14 protein-coding genes are annotated in these 15,106 nt (G+C 65.1%); 5 read left to right on the forward strand and 9 right to left on the reverse strand.

Annotated features, from left to right (window positions below):
• Positions 1–57: 57 nt before the first annotated feature.
• Together glyA and BH93_RS07810 are read left to right on the forward strand one after the other, a co-directional pair.
• A complete protein-coding gene (gene glyA, locus BH93_RS07805) occupies positions 58–1,341 on the forward strand; it encodes a serine hydroxymethyltransferase (RefSeq protein ID WP_037153536.1) in 1,284 nt (427 codons plus the stop codon).
• Between the two features lie 401 nt (positions 1,342–1,742).
• The gene (locus tag BH93_RS07810) at positions 1,743–3,068 is read left to right on the forward strand and encodes a PhoH family protein (RefSeq protein ID WP_170945933.1); all 1,326 of its coding nucleotides are present in this window, start codon (positions 1,743–1,745) and stop codon (positions 3,066–3,068) included.
• Positions 3,069–3,118: 50 nt separating this feature from the next.
• Here the strand turns inward: BH93_RS07810 and BH93_RS07815 are convergent, their stop codons facing one another.
• On the reverse strand, positions 3,119–3,487 hold the full coding sequence (locus BH93_RS07815; RefSeq protein WP_242459220.1) for a limonene-1,2-epoxide hydrolase family protein: 369 nt from the start codon (positions 3,485–3,487) through the stop codon (positions 3,119–3,121).
• Positions 3,488–3,522: 35 nt separating this feature from the next.
• The gene (locus BH93_RS07820) at positions 3,523–5,070 is read right to left on the reverse strand and encodes a serine hydrolase (RefSeq protein ID WP_242459151.1); all 1,548 of its coding nucleotides are present in this window, start codon (positions 5,068–5,070) and stop codon (positions 3,523–3,525) included.
• Positions 5,071–5,243: 173 nt separating this feature from the next.
• Here BH93_RS07820 and BH93_RS07825 point away from each other — a divergent pair, with 173 nt between their 5' ends.
• On the forward strand, positions 5,244–6,101 hold the full coding sequence (locus BH93_RS07825) for an acyl-ACP desaturase (protein ID WP_037153528.1): 858 nt from the start codon (positions 5,244–5,246) through the stop codon (positions 6,099–6,101).
• Positions 6,102–6,241: 140 nt separating this feature from the next.
• Here BH93_RS07825 and BH93_RS07830 read toward each other — a convergent pair whose 3' ends face one another.
• Both BH93_RS07830 and glpX read right to left on the reverse strand, forming a co-directional pair.
• On the reverse strand, positions 6,242–7,645 hold the full coding sequence (locus BH93_RS07830) for a class II fumarate hydratase (RefSeq protein ID WP_037171642.1): 1,404 nt from the start codon (positions 7,643–7,645) through the stop codon (positions 6,242–6,244).
• 32 nt (positions 7,646–7,677) lie between these two features.
• Entirely contained in the window at positions 7,678–8,718 is a 1,041-nt protein-coding gene (gene glpX, locus BH93_RS07835; RefSeq protein ID WP_032380529.1) for a class II fructose-bisphosphatase, read from the reverse strand.
• Positions 8,719–8,853: 135 nt separating this feature from the next.
• Here glpX and BH93_RS07840 point away from each other — a divergent pair, with 135 nt between their 5' ends.
• Positions 8,854–9,426, forward strand: a complete 573-nt coding sequence (locus BH93_RS07840; RefSeq protein ID WP_032402964.1) for a DUF4245 domain-containing protein — start codon at positions 8,854–8,856, stop codon at positions 9,424–9,426.
• On the opposite strand, the gene BH93_RS07845 is transcribed toward BH93_RS07840, so the two are convergent.
• From BH93_RS07845 to BH93_RS07855, 3 genes are all read right to left on the reverse strand, one after another.
• A complete protein-coding gene (locus tag BH93_RS07845) occupies positions 9,423–9,647 on the reverse strand; it encodes an exodeoxyribonuclease VII small subunit (RefSeq protein ID WP_032380531.1) in 225 nt (74 codons plus the stop codon). The genes BH93_RS07840 and BH93_RS07845 overlap by 4 nt on opposite strands.
• Positions 9,648–9,660: 13 nt before the next feature.
• The gene (xseA, locus tag BH93_RS07850) at positions 9,661–10,839 is read right to left on the reverse strand and encodes an exodeoxyribonuclease VII large subunit (RefSeq protein WP_230592466.1); all 1,179 of its coding nucleotides are present in this window, start codon (positions 10,837–10,839) and stop codon (positions 9,661–9,663) included.
• A gap of 95 nt (positions 10,840–10,934) precedes the next feature.
• Positions 10,935–11,534, reverse strand: coding sequence for a lipid droplet-associated protein (locus BH93_RS07855; protein WP_037171640.1), 600 nt, complete (start codon positions 11,532–11,534; stop codon positions 10,935–10,937).
• A gap of 89 nt (positions 11,535–11,623) precedes the next feature.
• Here BH93_RS07855 and BH93_RS07860 point away from each other — a divergent pair, with 89 nt between their 5' ends.
• Positions 11,624–12,631: a 4-hydroxy-3-methylbut-2-enyl diphosphate reductase gene (locus tag BH93_RS07860; RefSeq protein ID WP_032402967.1), complete on the forward strand. Its 1,008-nt coding sequence runs from the start codon at positions 11,624–11,626 to the stop codon at positions 12,629–12,631.
• Positions 12,632–12,667: 36 nt separating this feature from the next.
• On the opposite strand, the gene BH93_RS07865 is transcribed toward BH93_RS07860, so the two are convergent.
• On the reverse strand, positions 12,668–13,831 hold the full coding sequence (locus tag BH93_RS07865; RefSeq protein WP_197914569.1) for a DUF6542 domain-containing protein: 1,164 nt from the start codon (positions 13,829–13,831) through the stop codon (positions 12,668–12,670).
• Between the two features lie 20 nt (positions 13,832–13,851).
• The gene (locus BH93_RS07870) at positions 13,852–15,018 is read right to left on the reverse strand and encodes a DNA recombination protein RmuC (RefSeq protein WP_037171639.1); all 1,167 of its coding nucleotides are present in this window, start codon (positions 15,016–15,018) and stop codon (positions 13,852–13,854) included.
• Positions 15,019–15,106: the final 88 nt, after the last annotated feature.

A 15,106-nucleotide genomic window follows, 5' to 3' on the forward strand; every position in this document is an offset into this window, starting at 1 on the left:
TGGCCGAGTCCCTTACTGTGCTGCCCCCTTTTCTGCTGTCCCTTGGAGACTCCTGTTATGACTGACGTCAACAACCTGTCACTGGCCGAACTCGATCCCGAGGTCGCCGAGGCGATGGCCGGTGAACTGGGACGTCAGCGCGACACCCTCGAGATGATCGCGTCGGAGAACTTCGTCCCCCGTGCCGTGCTGCAGGCCCAGGGCAGCGTCCTGACCAACAAGTACGCCGAGGGCTACCCGGGCCGCCGATACTACGGCGGGTGCGAGCACGTCGACATCGTCGAGGATCTCGCCCGCAATCGCGCCAAGGAACTCTTCGGTGCCGAGTTCGCCAACGTGCAGCCGCACGCCGGCGCGCAGGCCAACGCCGCGGTGCTGATGGCGCTGATCAACCCGGGCGACAAGATCATGGGCCTGGACCTGGCTCACGGCGGCCACCTCACCCACGGTATGAAGCTGAACTTCTCGGGCAAGCTCTACGAGGTCGAGTCCTACGGCGTCAGCAAAGAAGATCACCGCATCGACATGGACGAGGTGCGCAAGCAGGCCATCTCCGCCAAGCCGCAGGTGCTCATCGCCGGCTGGTCGGCATACCCGCGTCACCAGGATTTCGCAGCCTTCCGGTCCATCGCCGACGAGGTGGGCGCATTGCTCTGGGTCGACATGGCGCACTTCGCCGGACTCGTCGCAGCTGGGGTACACCCCTCGCCCGTGCCGTACGCCGACGTCGTCTCCTCGACGGTGCACAAGACCCTCGGCGGACCGCGCTCCGGCATCATCCTGGCCAAGAAGGAATGGGCCAAGAAGCTCAACTCCGCAGTGTTCCCCGGACAGCAGGGCGGACCGCTGATGCACGCCATCGCTGCCAAGGCCGTCGCCTTCAAGATCGCGGCGACGCCGGAGTTCAAGGAGCGTCAGGAGCGCACCCTGCTCGGTGCCTCCCTGCTCGCCGAGCGTCTCACCGGTTCCGACGTCGCCGACAAGGGTGTCTCGGTCCTCACCGGCGGCACCGACGTCCACCTGGTGCTCGTCGACCTGCGGAACTCCGAGCTCGACGGCCAGCAGGCCGAGGACCTCCTGCACGAGGTCGGCATCACCGTCAACCGCAACGCAGTGCCCTTCGACCCGCGTCCGCCGATGGTCACCTCCGGCCTTCGCATCGGCACCGGCGCACTGGCGACCCGCGGATTCGGCGAGGCCGAATTCACCGAGGTCGCAGACATCATCGGTACCGCCCTGGCCACCGGTCAGGCCACCGATGCTCTGAAGGAACGCGTCGTGAAACTCGCGCAGAGCAAGCCCCTGTACGAGGGCCTCGAAGACTGGGGATTGCTGGGCTGACCCTGGCTTCACCTGCTCACGCCCACCCCTCGACCGCCCCCGGTCCGCTGTCACATCCGGTCGGATCAATGTGGCTTTCAGTCAATCTGAGTGCAACAAAGCCGCATTGATCCACCCGGGGGAGGCACTTTCGACGCCGATCGAATGCCGACCTGGGGCGATGTCGACGTAACGCGTTGTTCACCGACACGCCAGACTTCCAGCGAGCCGAACCTCGAGTTCGGCGGTACCGTCGGCAGTAACAGGCAGCGGGGAAGCTACCTGTGCGGGAGGTTCTGATACGTGACTGAGCTAGTGAGCGCGAGAGGGCCGGTACCCGGTCCTCGTGTCACCTGACACATTGGACCCGACCGGCCGAGCGACAGAGTTTGCGCGGTGCCGCGCAGACGTAGGAGCCCCACGTGACCACTTCACGCTCCGTTTCCGCCCCTCTTCGGACATTCGTGCTCGATACCTCGGTCCTGCTCTCGGATCCATGGGCAGTCATCCGGTTCGCCGAGCACAATGTGGTACTTCCGTTGATCGTGATCAGCGAGTTGGAGGGCAAACGCCACCATCACGAACTGGGATGGTTCGCGCGGGAATCCTTGCGCATGCTCGACGACCTTCGCGTCGAATTCGGCCGACTCGACCAGCCGGTTCCCATCGGAACATCCGGTGGCACACTGCAAGTCGAGCTCAATCACACCGATCCTTCGGTGCTTCCCGTCGGATTTCGTACCGACTCCAACGACTCCCGAATCCTCGCCTGCGCCCTGAATCTGGCGGCTGAGGGCAAGGACGTCGTGCTCGTCAGCAAGGACATTCCGTTGCGCGTCAAGGCCGGTGCCGTCGGTCTTCCCGCCGACGAGTACCACGCTCACGACGTCGTGCCGTCCGGTTGGACCGGCATGACCGAGCTCGACGTGCCGTCCGACGCGGTCGACACACTGTTCAACGACGGTGTCATCGACCTCGCAGAGGCGCGAGACCTACCGTGCCACACCGGGGTTCGACTGCTTGCCGGACGGCAGAGTGCGCTCGGGCGCGTCACGCCCGACAAGCAGATTCAGCTCGTGCGCGGTGAGCGTGAGGCATTCGGCCTGCACGGCCGCTCGGCGGAACAGCGAGTGGCGCTGGATCTTCTGCTCGACGAGAGCATCGGTATCGTCTCGCTCGGTGGAAAGGCCGGCACCGGCAAGTCTGCTCTGGCGCTGACGGCCGGACTCGAGGCCGTCCTCGAACGTCGCTCTCATCGGAAAGTTGTTGTGTTCCGGCCTCTTTACGCCGTCGGTGGCCAGGAGCTCGGCTACCTCCCCGGCAGTGAGAGCGAGAAGATGGGGCCGTGGGGCCAGGCGGTCTTCGACACCCTCGAAGGCCTCGCGAGCCCGGAGGTCATGGAGGAGGTCATCGCCCGCGGAATGCTGGAAGTGTTGCCACTGACGCACATTCGCGGTCGGTCGCTGCACGATTCCTTCGTCATCGTCGACGAGGCGCAGTCCCTCGAGCGCAACGTGCTACTGACGGTACTGTCGCGACTGGGTTCGGGCTCACGCGTCGTACTGACCCACGACGTCGCGCAACGAGACAACCTGCGCGTCGGGCGACACGACGGCGTTGCTGCCGTCATCGAAAAGCTCAAGGGACACCCGCTTTTCGCGCACATCACCCTCACCCGCAGTGAGCGTTCACCGATCGCCGCACTGGTGACGGAAATGCTGGAGGAGTTCGGTCCCTCAGGAGCTTGACCCTAAGTGAACGGAACTTCGTAGCCCACTACGAAGTTCCGTTCACCTGGTCACCGGCCGGTCAATGCGCGAAATGCGCCTCGTGCAACACCTTTCAGAAAATCGACGGTGTCGAAGTAGTCTCGCCACACGGCCACCTTGCCGTCGCGCAACTCGAAAGTTCCGCACACCCAGAACTCGATTCGAAGCCGACGCCAGATCAGGGCGTCGGTGCGTTCGGTGAGGACGACGTTTCCATCGGCCGCGATGTTGTGCATGGTGACGTCGAAGCCGAACGTCGGCTTGGCCAGCAACGCCAAAAACCTGCCGACGTTCGAGGTGCCGCGCACCTTCGGAAGCCCGACGTTGTGCCACACGATGCGGTCGTCGAGAAGTGCCAGTGCGCGATCGGTGTCGCGAACCCTCAACGCGTCGAACATATCTTCCACGATCTCGGTTGCCTGCTGTGTGTCGGTCACTTGGTGAATCGCCCCAATCCATCGCCGTCGAAGAACTCCAGTGTGACCGTGTTCGCGTTGAACGTCGCCTGGGAAATGGTTCCGTCGGGCGCATTCTCACCGGTCGGCTCGAACGTGAACGTGTCACCGTCCCAGGGCGACAACTCGTACGAAGTCGAGTTCGGTCCGAGGGACAACACCAACTTACCGTTGACCTCCGTCACCGTCGCCGGCCCCCAGTACGTGTTCTGGTAAACGCCGGTGTACGACGAGAGAGGCTGTGGTACAGCGGCATTCGTGGGTGCGGTCTTACCTGCGAGCTCGCCTTCCGGCTCACTCATTCCGGCGAAGGCATTCTTGTACAGTGTTCGCCAGTCTTCACGCACCTCACCGAACTGGACGAGGTCCGCGAACTCGGCGGTCACGGTTTCGGCGATGCCGAGAGGCGCGGCGTTGGTCAGGACAACGATGGCGACATCGAGCGACGGTATCCACAGGAAGTTGGTGCCCGCCCCCAGCGCGAAGGCTCCCGAATGGCTCACCGTCGTGCGTCCGGCCGCACTGGTGGAGACGTTGAATCCGTACCCGTAATAGCCCGCGCGCGAATCCGGTGATGCGGATGGGCTCGAGACGATCTGAGCGCTGACGGCAGGAAGTAGAGCGTCGGGATCGACGATCTTCGCCCCGTCGTAGGTGCCGTCGGCGATGAGCATCTTCAGCCACTTCGCGAGGTCGTTCACGGAGGAGCTGACGCCACCGGCCGGCGTCTGCGGATCGGGTTCGCGTTGGTACCTGGCCTGATACTCGCCGTCGACGAGGACATGAGGCACGGCTCGGTCGGCCCTGGCGATGTAGTCCGCGAACGACGAGCTGGTCGAGGTCATGCCGAGCGGGCCGTAGATGGTGTCCCGGCTGAGGGTGTCCCAGTCCTTGCCCGACGCCGCAGCGACGGCTTCGGCTGCGGCGGTGATCCCGAAATTGGTGTAGTGGTAAGTGGACCGGAACGGGTCGAGCGGCACCTCGCGCAACCGCTCCAGGATTTGCCTGCGGTCGTAGCCGAGGTCCTCGAGCAGATCGCCCTCGTGCTCGGGCAGACCGCTTCGATGCGCGTAGAAGTCACCGACCGTGACGTTCTGAGTCACCCACGGGTCGTCGAGCGCAAACCACGGCAGTTGCGAGACAACCGGCGTCGACCAGTCGATCACGCCCGCGCCCACCTGCGACGCGACCACCGTCGCACCCACCGACTTGGACAGCGAGGCCAGCTGGAACACCGAGTCGGCGTCGACCGGGTCGTCCTTGCCCATCTCGCGAACGCCGAAGCCCTTGGAGTAGACGACGTCCGAACCGTGCACGACGGCAATGGCCATACCCGGAATGTTCGACGACGCCATCAGCTCATCGGCGATGCCATCGAGCTTGCCGACGGCCTCGTCGATGCGGCCGGCCGGAACGTCCACGCCGGAGACCTGGCCGGGGGACAGATCCTCGGTCGGCACCGGCTCGGAGGTCGGTGGACTTTCTGCGGTGGGTGCGTCGTTCGAGCACCCGACCAGCACGATCATCGAGCACGCAACACAAAGACACAGAAAATTTAGACCCGACCGCATCACGAGAAGTCCTCACGTCGATGGCTGGATGCACTGAGAATAGACCTGCGTCCACCTGGCGTTAGGAGAAATCACAGAGGTCAGGGGCATGACGTCGGGCGCTGGAGTCCAGGCGCTACGGTTACCACATGTCTACGAACCTGTCCGACGGTGATCTGCTGGTCCGTTTGGAGCCCGCGGTCGAAGAGAATCTACGACGCCACATCGAGGTAGCGAGCGAGTGGCACCCCCACGACCTGGCACCGTTCGACGAGGGCAAGAACTTCGCCTTCCTCGGCGGCGAGGACTGGACGCCCGAGCAGTCGCACCTCAGCGACGTCGAAATCCTGGCCGCAACGGTCGCAGTCCTGGTGGCCGACAACCTGCCCGCCTACCACCGCGAACTGGCCCATGCACTCACCGGCCTCGGTGCCTGGTGGAAGTGGACCGGCCGATGGACGTCGGAGGAGAACCGCCAGTCGATCGTGCTGCGCAACTTCCTGGTACTCACCCGCGCCGTCGATCCGGTCGCGCTCGAGCGCGTCCGGATGGAGCACATGACGCTCGGCTACGACGCGCCGAGCCATCATCTGCTCGATATCCTGGCCCACTTCGCGATCGAGGAAGCTGCCGCCGCGCTGCGTCACCGCAACACGGTTGCCCTCAGCAAGGATCCGGTCCTGGCTACCATCCTCGGCAAGATCGCCGACGACGATGCACTGCAGTCGACGTTCTACGCCAACATCCTGAATGAGGCCTTCGCCGTGGTGCCGGATCAGGCCGCGCGCGCAATCGCAGATCGCGTGAACGGGTTCGCCATCCCCGTCGTCGACCTGCCCGAGCGCGGGAACAGCACAGTCGCACTCGCCGAAGCCGGCATCTACGACGCCGATCAGGAACGCGAGAAGGTCTTCAAGCCCCTGCTCGCCGGCTGGAAGATCTTCGATCGCACCGATCTGGGCGAGGACGGCCTGAAGGCACGCGAGGAACTCGCGCACCTGGCCTGAGGTTCGACCCCTTTGGAAACCGCCCGCCCCCGGCGGATCAATGCGACTTTGTTGCAGTCTGAGTGACTGAAACCCACATTGATCCCACCGGGGGCGGGCGCATTCACGCGTTCAGGGGTCCGGCGGGGCGAGCGGGGAAGCTAGTCCTTGACCTTCGCCATGGCGAGGACGTCGAGGCGCTTGTCGAGTTCTTCCTCGCTGAGCTTGTCGCCGATCAGTCCGCGGTCGATGACCGTCTGACGGATCGTCTTCTTCTCCTTGAGTGCCTGCTTGGCGACCGCTGCAGCTTCCTCGTAGCCGATTGCCGAGTTCAGTGGCGTCACGATGGACGGCGAGGACTCGGCGAGAGTCTTGAGGTGATCGACGTTCGCAACCAAGCCGACGACGCACTTGTCGGCGAAGAGCACCGAGACGTTGGCAAGCAGCTTGAACGATTCGAGGACGTTGCGCGCCATCATCGGGATGTACACGTTGAGCTCGAATGCACCCGATGCGCCGCCGAAGGCAACTGCGGCGTCGTTTCCGATGACCTGTGCGGCGACCTGCGTAACAGCCTCGGGCAGAACGGGATTGACCTTGCCAGGCATGATGGAGCTACCGGGCTGCAGGTCGGGGAGGGCCAGCTCGCCGAGTCCGGTGAGCGGTCCCGATCCCATCCAGCGAATGTCGTTGGCAATCTTGGTCAGTGACACCGCGATGGTGCGCAGTGCGCCCGATGCCTCGACGAGTCCGTCGCGTGCAGCCTGTGCCTCGAACGAATCCTTGGCTGCGGTGAGCGCATCGATGCCGGTCGACTTGACCAGTTCTGCAACAACTTTCGGGCCGAAGCCGTCGGGTGCGTTGAGGCCGGTGCCGACGGCGGTGCCGCCGATGGGGAGCTCACCCAGTCGGGGCAGGGTGGCCTCGACGCGCTCGATGCCTGCCTCGATCTGGCGGGCGTAGCCGCCGAATTCCTGGCCGAGGGTGACCGGTACGGCATCCATGAGGTGGGTGCGGCCGGACTTCACGACGGTCTTCCACTCGACTGCCTTGGCGGCGAGTGCCTCGTGCAGGTGCTTCAGCGCGGGCACCAGTGAGGTGACTGCTGCCTCGGTCGCGGCGACGTGGGTGGCCGTCGGGAACGTGTCGTTGGAGGACTGCGACATGTTCACGTGATCGTTGGGGTGCACCTCGACGCCGTTCGCCTTGGCGATCGACGCGATGACCTCGTTGGCGTTCATGTTGGAGCTGGTGCCCGAGCCGGTCTGGAAGACGTCGATCGGGAACTGGTCGTCGTGCTTGCCGTCGGCAATCTCGGTGGCCGCTGCGATGATCGCGTCGGCCAAAGCACCGTCGAGCAGGCCCAGGTCCTTGTTGACCTGTGCGCAGGCTGCCTTGAGGAGACCCATCGCGCGAATTTGGGTGCGCTCGAGCGGACGTCCCGAGATGGGGAAGTTCTCCACCGCACGCTGAGTCTGGGCACGCCAGAGTGCGTCGATGGGAACGCGAACCTCTCCCATGGTGTCGTGTTCGATCCGGAACTGCTGTTCGTCTGTCTGCGTCATGAGCCTTACTTTGCCAGTCGTGGTTTCGGTGATCAGAAGGACGGTGCTTGGCCGGATTCGTCGGCGTCGAAGTCGACCGAGGAGTATTCGCGCAGCTTCTCGAGGCGGTGGTAGGCGTCGATCATGCGCACGGTGCCGGACTTGGATCGCATGACGATGGACTGGGTGTGCGCGCCGCCGCCTGCGTAGCGAACGCCGCGCAGCAGGTCACCGTCGGTGACGCCGGTGGCGGTGAAGAAGACGTTCTCGCCCGAGACGAGGTCCTTGGTGTCGAGGACACGATCCAGGTCGTGGCCCGCGTCGATGGCCTTCTGCTTCTCGTCGTCGTCCGTGGGTGCCAGACGCCCCAGGATGGCACCGTCCATGCACCGCATCGCGGCGGCGGCGATGATGCCCTCGGGCGTGCCGCCGATTCCGATGAGCATGTCGGTGCCCGAGTCGGGACGAGCAGCGGCGATCGCACCGGCCACGTCACCGTCGGAGATCAACCGGATGCGGGACCCGGCGTCGCGCACCTGCTGGATCAGCTCGGCGTGCCGCGGGCGATCGAGGATGCACACCGTGACGTCGGACGCAGATCCCTTCTTGATCTTGGCGATCCGAGCGATGTTCTCGGCGACGGGGGCGGTGATGTCGATGACGTCGGCGTAATCGGGACCGACGGCGATCTTCTCCATGTAGAAGACGGCGGACGGGTCGAACATCGCGCCACGCTCGGCGACGGCGAGGACCGAGATGGCGTTGGGCATGCCCTTGGCCATCAGCGTCGTTCCGTCGACGGGGTCGACGGCGAAGTCGACGTCGGGACCGTTGCCGTTGCCGACCTCTTCGCCGTTGTAGAGCATCGGCGCTTCGTCCTTCTCGCCCTCACCGATGACGACGACGCCGCGCATCGAGACCGAGGCGACCAACTGACGCATGGCATCGACCGCTGCTCCGTCGCCACCTTCCTTGTCGCCGCGACCGACCCAGCGGCCCGATGCGAGCGCACCGGCCTCGGTGACGCGTACGAGTTCGAGTGCGAGGTTGCGATCTGGCGCCATGGCGCGAGTGGACTCGGTGCTGGCCGTCATCGGTTTGTAGCCTCCTGGTTGGTGGGGTGTTACCCAGGCGCGATTATCTCACTTCTGTGATGCCTGCGGTGGGGTCGGGTCGACTGTGAGGTACGCGCCGACCGAGCACTGCCGCGCAGAGGGGATACTGGTGAAGTGGCGAACAGCAAACCTCGGATTCTCAACAACAACCGCGACATGGTCTGGTCGCTCATTCCGCTGGTCATTGCCTGTTTGCTGATCGCGGGTGTGGCCAGCCAGTGCTCGCTGAGCCCCGGTGGCCCCAAGCAGGGGCCCATCCCCAACTTCGACGTGAACACTGCGCTGCAGTACGACGCATCCGAAATCGGCTTCCCGGTGCGCAATCCGAGTGTTCCCGAGGGCTGGACGCCCAACTCGGGCAGTCGCGCGACCATCTCCGGCGACAACGGCGGAGCGGTATCGACTGTCGGATACATCACCGGTACCGGTGCATACTTACAACTCACCCAGTCTTCGGCGTCCGAGGAACAGCTGGTCCCGTTCGTGGCCGGAAGTGAAACTGCGTACGCGTCGGGCGCACAGAACGTGTCGGGTCGAGATTGGGTGGTCTACGGCGAGGAAGGTTCGCGAAATTACTGGGTCTCCGATTTCGGTGACGTCCGAATACTGCTGGGCGGCACCGCAACCACCGAGGACTTCACCACTCTCGCATCGATCCTCGAGGCCACCGAACCGCTCGTTCCCTAGCCGTCCTTCTCGGTGCTCGCGAGCGCGGTCTCGATCCGCTTGCGGGCGCCTGCAAGCTGTTCCTCGCAGCGCGATGCCAGTTGCTCGCCGCGTTCCCACAGAGCCAACGACGCATCGAGATCGAGCCCGCCCTGCTCGAGAATTCTCACCACGCCCACCAGTTCGTCACGGGCTTCCTCGTAGCCCAGTTCCGAAACCGGCTTGTCTTCGTTCTCGCTCATCGAATCTCCTTCGTCATTTCACTCGGCCCATCACTGCGGCGGTGACGGCACCGTCGGCCACCCGCACTCTGATCTGTGTACCCGGCGGCGCGTCGTCCACCGAACGCAGCACTTCGGGATCGGAGCCCGCCACCACCCGCTGCACGACGGCGTAGCCCCGAGCAAGTGTGGCAGCCGGTCCCAGCGTCGACAGCCGCGCCCGCAGATGTTCGACGAGCGTGTCCTGGGTGGTGAGTTCGCGCTGCACGTCGCGTCGTGCCGCGTCGGTCAGGCGTCGAATTTCCTCGCGTCGCTGCTCGAGTGAGGCGAGTGGATCTGCCAATACCGGTCGGTGCCGGAGCATATCGAGGCCACGTGCCTCGCGCTCGACCCAGTTACGCAGAGCTGCAGCGCTTCTGGACTTCAGCTCCGACACCAGCGCTTGCTCGGCGACGGCGTCGGGAACCACGAGTTTGGCGGCATCGGTGGGGGTTGCGGCGCGCAGGTCTGCGACGTGGTCGCTGAGCGGACTGTCGGGCTCGTGACCGATCGCGCTGACGATCGGTGTGGTGGCCCGAGAGATGGCGCGGCACAGAGCCTCGTCCGAGAACGGCAGCAAATCCTCGACGCTGCCACCGCCGCGGGCCAGGATGATGACGTCGACAGCGGGGTCCTCGTTCAGGTCTTTCAGCGCGTCCAGAATTGCCGGGACCGCCTGAGGTCCTTGAACCGGGGTGTTGCGGACCTCGAATCGAACCGCAGGCCAACGCCTCTGGGCGACGGTGAGGACGTCCTTCTCGGCTGCGCTGGCCCTGGCGGTGATGAGTCCGATCGTGCCGGGCAGAAACGGCAACGGTCGCTTGAGGCGTGGGTCGAACAACCCCTCTGCGGCGAGCAGAGCTCGGAGACGTTCGATGCGGGCGAGGAGTTCGCCGACGCCCACAGCGCGAATGTCGGTGGCGCGCAGCGAAATGGTTCCGCGGCCGGTGAAGAACGACAGTTTGCCGTAGAGAATGACGCGTGCGCCCTCGGTCAGCGGAACAGGCGAGCGGTCGAGTAGCTGAGGCGAACACGTCACCGACAGCGACATATCGGCCGACGGATCACGCAGCGTCAGAAAAGCCGTGCGGGTGCCGGGTCTGGCGTTGATCTGGGTGAGTTGCCCCTCGACCCAGATGCTGCCGAGTTTGTCGATCCAGCCGGCGACCTTCATCGCGACGGTACGCACCGGCCACGGCTGTTCGGCGGAACTCGCGGCAGCCTGAGTGGAACCCGGCTGAGTGGGACCGGACTGGGTTGGGGGAGTGCTCACTTGGCCTTGGCGGTGGTGATTCGGTTGGCCAGCATCGTCCGGAACGGCGCGCGGGCGAGCGTGTCGTTCTCGTAGTCCAGCAACGTCTCGAGGTCCTCGACCGAGAGTGTGCGCAACCGTGCCCGCAGCTGCGCCAGCGCGAGGGTGTCGAAGTCGATCATCTCGACGATCTCGGGCTTGTCGACGGACGGAGCGCGCTTGGCCGAGGTGTCCTGGACGGGCTCGTCCAGCGGAGGCGTCGAGTACAGCGCGAAGCGGCCGTTGGCCGCGACCGGCTCGGCCACCGGCGCATCGGGTACGTCGACGTCGTCGGTGATCACGGAGGTCTCGAAGGCGTCGTCCTCGTCTTCGTCGAACTCGGCCCACGCGGGCTGCTCCTCGCGCGGAGTGCCGACGACCGGCAGGGTCGCGATGATCAGATCTCCCTTGATGGCCAACGCCGTCACCTGCTGCTGGAACCGCATACCGCGCGCCAGCGCTTCACTGACAACCGTCATCGGCAGCATCAGGGCGGAACCGGGAAGCTTGCGAGCCTCTTCTACCACGGTCACGGCGACGCCAGCGGCCACGCGAGCTGCAAAGGGGACTCGAGTCATGCCCACCAGACTGCCCGAAGTCGTGAATTTTGGGTAGCCGACAGGCTGGAGACGCAGCGCTGATCCCGTCTACACGTATCCTCGGAGGTATGTCTTCGGCCGTTCCTCTGAATCTTGGTATCGCACAATCAGCCGGCGCGGGTAAGTCCGCGTACGCCGGGGGTAAGCGAGTGCTGCTCGCGGAGCCCCGTGGCTACTGCGCAGGTGTCGATCGTGCGGTCGAGACCGTCGAGAAAGCATTGGAACAACACGGTGCGCCGGTCTACGTGCGCAAGGAGATCGTGCACAACCGGCACGTCGTCGAGACGCTGTCCGATCGCGGGGCGGTGTTCGTCGAGGAGACCGACGAGGTGCCCGAGGGTTCCCTGCTCGTGTTCTCGGCGCACGGCGTGTCCCCGGCCGTGCACACCTCGGCGGCAGAGCGGAACCTGCGCACCATCGACGCCACCTGCCCGTTGGTGACCAAGGTGCACCAGGAAGCGAAGCGGTTCGCTCGCGACGACTACGACATTCTCCTGATCGGTCACGAAGGTCACGAGGAGGTGGAGGGCACCGCAGGTGAGGCCCCCGAGCACATCCAGCTGGTGGACGGCCCCGAGTCGGTCGACAACGTCACCGTCCGCGACGAGAACAAGGTGATCTGGTTGTCGCAGACCACTCTGAGCGTCGACGAGACGATGATGACGGTCGCCAAGCTCCGCGAGCGATTCCCGACGCTGCAGGACCCGCCCAGCGACGACATCTGCTACGCCACCCAGAACCGTCAGGTCGCGGTGAAAGCGATGGCTCCGGAATGCGATCTGGTGATCGTCGTCGGATCGAAGAACTCGTCGAATTCGGTGCGTCTGGTCGAGGTCGCGCTGAACGCCGGTGCGCGGGCCAGCTACCTCGTCGACTACGCCAAGGAGATCGACCTGGCCTGGCTCGACGGGGTCGAGACCATCGGCATCACCTCGGGTGCGTCGGTGCCGGAGATCCTGGTGCAGGGCGTCATCGACCTGTTCGCCGAGCACGGCTACGCCGACGTGCAGCCGGTCACCACGGCAAACGAGACGCTGGTGTTCTCACTTCCCCGCGAACTTCGTCCGGCTCGGTAGGTCTTCGACCCGATCGCCGACGCCCACGGGAGTCGTTCAGTCCGTGTGCCGGTCGCGGTAGCGAACCTGCGGCACCGGATGAGGCGGAATGTCGTCCCGATGGGCACCGGGCAACGAGTGGTTGCCGGGAGCCTGATTCGCGTCGGTCGACGAGCTGGTCTGGCTCGACGAGGTGGTCTGTGGAGTCACGACGGGCCGGGAGCCGGTGGCGTACGGGCCGGGGACCTCACGGGGAGGCTGCACCTGGGCCGACCGCTGGCGGCGAGGTTCTGTCGAGTACCGAGGCTCGCCCGACTGCGGCCGCGGTGATTGCCGGGCCTGAGGCTGAGCCTGTGGGTACTGCGGACGCTGGTAATCGGGCTTCTGGTGCTCCGACCTGGCGTGATCCTGCCGAGGTGAGTCGGTTCCGGAGTGTCGGCTCTGCGGCGCTGGCACCGCCCCGGACGAGCGGCGTGGGCTCGCGCTCGGATCCACGACCCGTGACGTGCGCGGAGTCGGATTGGAACGGGAGTCGGATGCTCTTCGGCCGACGTACGGCTCGGACACGATGTCGGTGGCCTCGGTCGCGGAGACGGCGCTGCGATCGGCCGACGGGGTAGCCCGTCTGCGGGTGCGTTCGGGACGCTCTTCCTGTGCCCGTCGCTGCGCACGGGTGGGCTTGTCGTCACCGGTCTTCGGAGTGCGGCGTACTGCACTCTCGGACTTCGAGCTCCGACGAGCGGTGCCCTCGGCCTTCTGGCTTCGCCGAACGGCGGGGGCATGTGTGTTCTGCCGCTTGAGCACGATGCGCAGTGCTCCGAGTCCGACGGCCACAACGGTACCGAGCAGCATCAACGGAAAGCGATTGACCAGCGGAATCGCGACGTTGAGAATGATGTCCTTGAGGCTGGTTCCCGCGTTGTCGGTGAAGTACTGGTACGACAGCGGTACGGCGACGAACAGGATCAGCGGAGCTTGCACCATCGCGGTGAACAGTCCGCGGTAACGAACGAGCACCACGGCAGCGATGCAGCCGAGGATGTAGAAGAACGCGAACGCGCCGGTCAGCTCGGTGCCGCGGGCGGCATCGATGAGAAACCCGAGGAAAGTCAGGCCTGCGGCGATCGCGACGGCACCCCACGCGGGCACACCGGGCAGAGTCGCGAGGATGGATCGGTGATCCAGCGGTACCCCGGATCGGGCACGTTGGGAGGTAGACACCCCTCGAGGTTAGCCGTAGTTCAGCCGACTGCATCGTCGACATGACCGAAGTCGTGCCGGTAGCGGGACGAATCGGACAGTGTGGGGCGCCCGTCCACCCGGCCGATCGTCACCGGCTCGGCGTCGAACAGCTCGAGTTCGTGTAGTTTTCTCGCCGTCACGCTCACCCTGGAGTCCACCGATCCGACGGTGGAGTTGAAGGAGTCAACGGCCTTGCCCAGATTGGCCCCGAGCTTGTCCAAGTGCGTCGACACGACGCCGATGCGGGTGTACAACTCGCGCCCCAACTGCTGGATGCGCGCCGCGTCCTCGGCCAGCGATTCCTGCTTCCAGGTGTATGCCACCGTGCGCAACAGCGCGACCAGGGTGGTGGGGGTGGCCAGGATCACGTTCCTTCCGAAGGCGTACTCGAGCAGGCCGGTATCGGACGTCAGTGCTGCATCCAGAAACGGGTCGCCGGGAACGAACAGCACGACGAATTCCGGAGTCGGCTCGAACGCCTCCCAGTACGCCTTGTCGGCCAACTGATCGATGTGGGTCCGCAGCTGTTTGGCGTGACGTCGCAGGTTCTTCTCGCGAGCGCCCGGGGCATCGTCCTGAGCAGCATCGAGGTAGGCCGCGAACGGCACCTTGGCGTCGACGACGATCTGACGACCGCCGGCGAGACGGACGATCATGTCCGGTCTGATGCCGTCCTTGCTGACCTGAGTGTCGAAATCGCAGTGCTTGAGCATGCCCGCGAGCTCGACGACCCGCTCGAGCTGAATCTCTCCCCACCGTCCTCTGATCTGCGGGGCACGCAGCGCCGTCACCAACTGGCTGGTTTGGGTGGACAGATGCATCGACGCGCGGTGCATGCCGGTGACCTGCTCGGACAATCCTGCGTAGGCCCTGATTCGATTGTGTTCGACTTGCCGGACGTGCTCGGACAGCGCATCGACGGCGTCGTGCAACGGCTCGACCAGGTGCGAGACCTGTTGCCCGATCACGGTGGAGTGTCGCCGAGCGGAATCCTCGTTGACCGCGCTCAGCGACTGCCGAAGCATGCCTTCGTGCTCGCGCAGCGCAGCCAGTTGCGCCTCGGCCCGCACAGCTCTGTCTCCCATCCGCGAGGCGTGCAGCAACCAGCCCACGACCGCACCGATGCCGAGGGCCACGAGCAGGCCGAACGCCGTGAGTATGTTCATGGGGACAGATGATGCAGGAAGGTACCGACAGACTTCGTTGTGCGGAGTTCGTGGACCGTCCTCGGTTCCCGACAGGCCGACGCGCCTC

The sequence above is a fragment of the Rhodococcoides fascians A25f genome (assembly GCF_000760935.2).
GTDB lineage: Bacteria > Actinomycetota > Actinomycetes > Mycobacteriales > Mycobacteriaceae > Rhodococcoides.

Excerpts from the sequence above, each read along its gene's own strand:
- BH93_RS07830 (WP_037171642.1), bottom strand. The coding sequence starts at position 7,645 with ATGACGCAGACAGACGAACAGCAGTTCCGGATCGAACACGACACCATG.
- glpX (WP_032380529.1), bottom strand. The coding sequence starts at position 8,718 with ATGACGGCCAGCACCGAGTCCACTCGCGCCATGGCGCCAGATCGCAAC.
- BH93_RS07815 (WP_242459220.1), bottom strand. The coding sequence starts at position 3,487 with ATGTTCGACGCGTTGAGGGTTCGCGACACCGATCGCGCACTGGCACTT.
- BH93_RS07860 (WP_032402967.1), top strand. The coding sequence starts at position 11,624 with ATGTCTTCGGCCGTTCCTCTGAATCTTGGTATCGCACAATCAGCCGGC.
- BH93_RS07825 (WP_037153528.1), top strand. The coding sequence starts at position 5,244 with ATGTCTACGAACCTGTCCGACGGTGATCTGCTGGTCCGTTTGGAGCCC.
- glyA (WP_037153536.1), top strand. The coding sequence starts at position 58 with ATGACTGACGTCAACAACCTGTCACTGGCCGAACTCGATCCCGAGGTC.
- BH93_RS07820 (WP_242459151.1), bottom strand. The coding sequence starts at position 5,070 with ATGATCGTGCTGGTCGGGTGCTCGAACGACGCACCCACCGCAGAAAGT.
- BH93_RS07845 (WP_032380531.1), bottom strand. The coding sequence starts at position 9,647 with ATGAGCGAGAACGAAGACAAGCCGGTTTCGGAACTGGGCTACGAGGAA.
- BH93_RS07870 (WP_037171639.1), bottom strand. The coding sequence starts at position 15,018 with ATGAACATACTCACGGCGTTCGGCCTGCTCGTGGCCCTCGGCATCGGT.
- BH93_RS07855 (WP_037171640.1), bottom strand. The coding sequence starts at position 11,534 with ATGACTCGAGTCCCCTTTGCAGCTCGCGTGGCCGCTGGCGTCGCCGTG.
- xseA (WP_230592466.1), bottom strand. The coding sequence starts at position 10,839 with ATGAAGGTCGCCGGCTGGATCGACAAACTCGGCAGCATCTGGGTCGAG.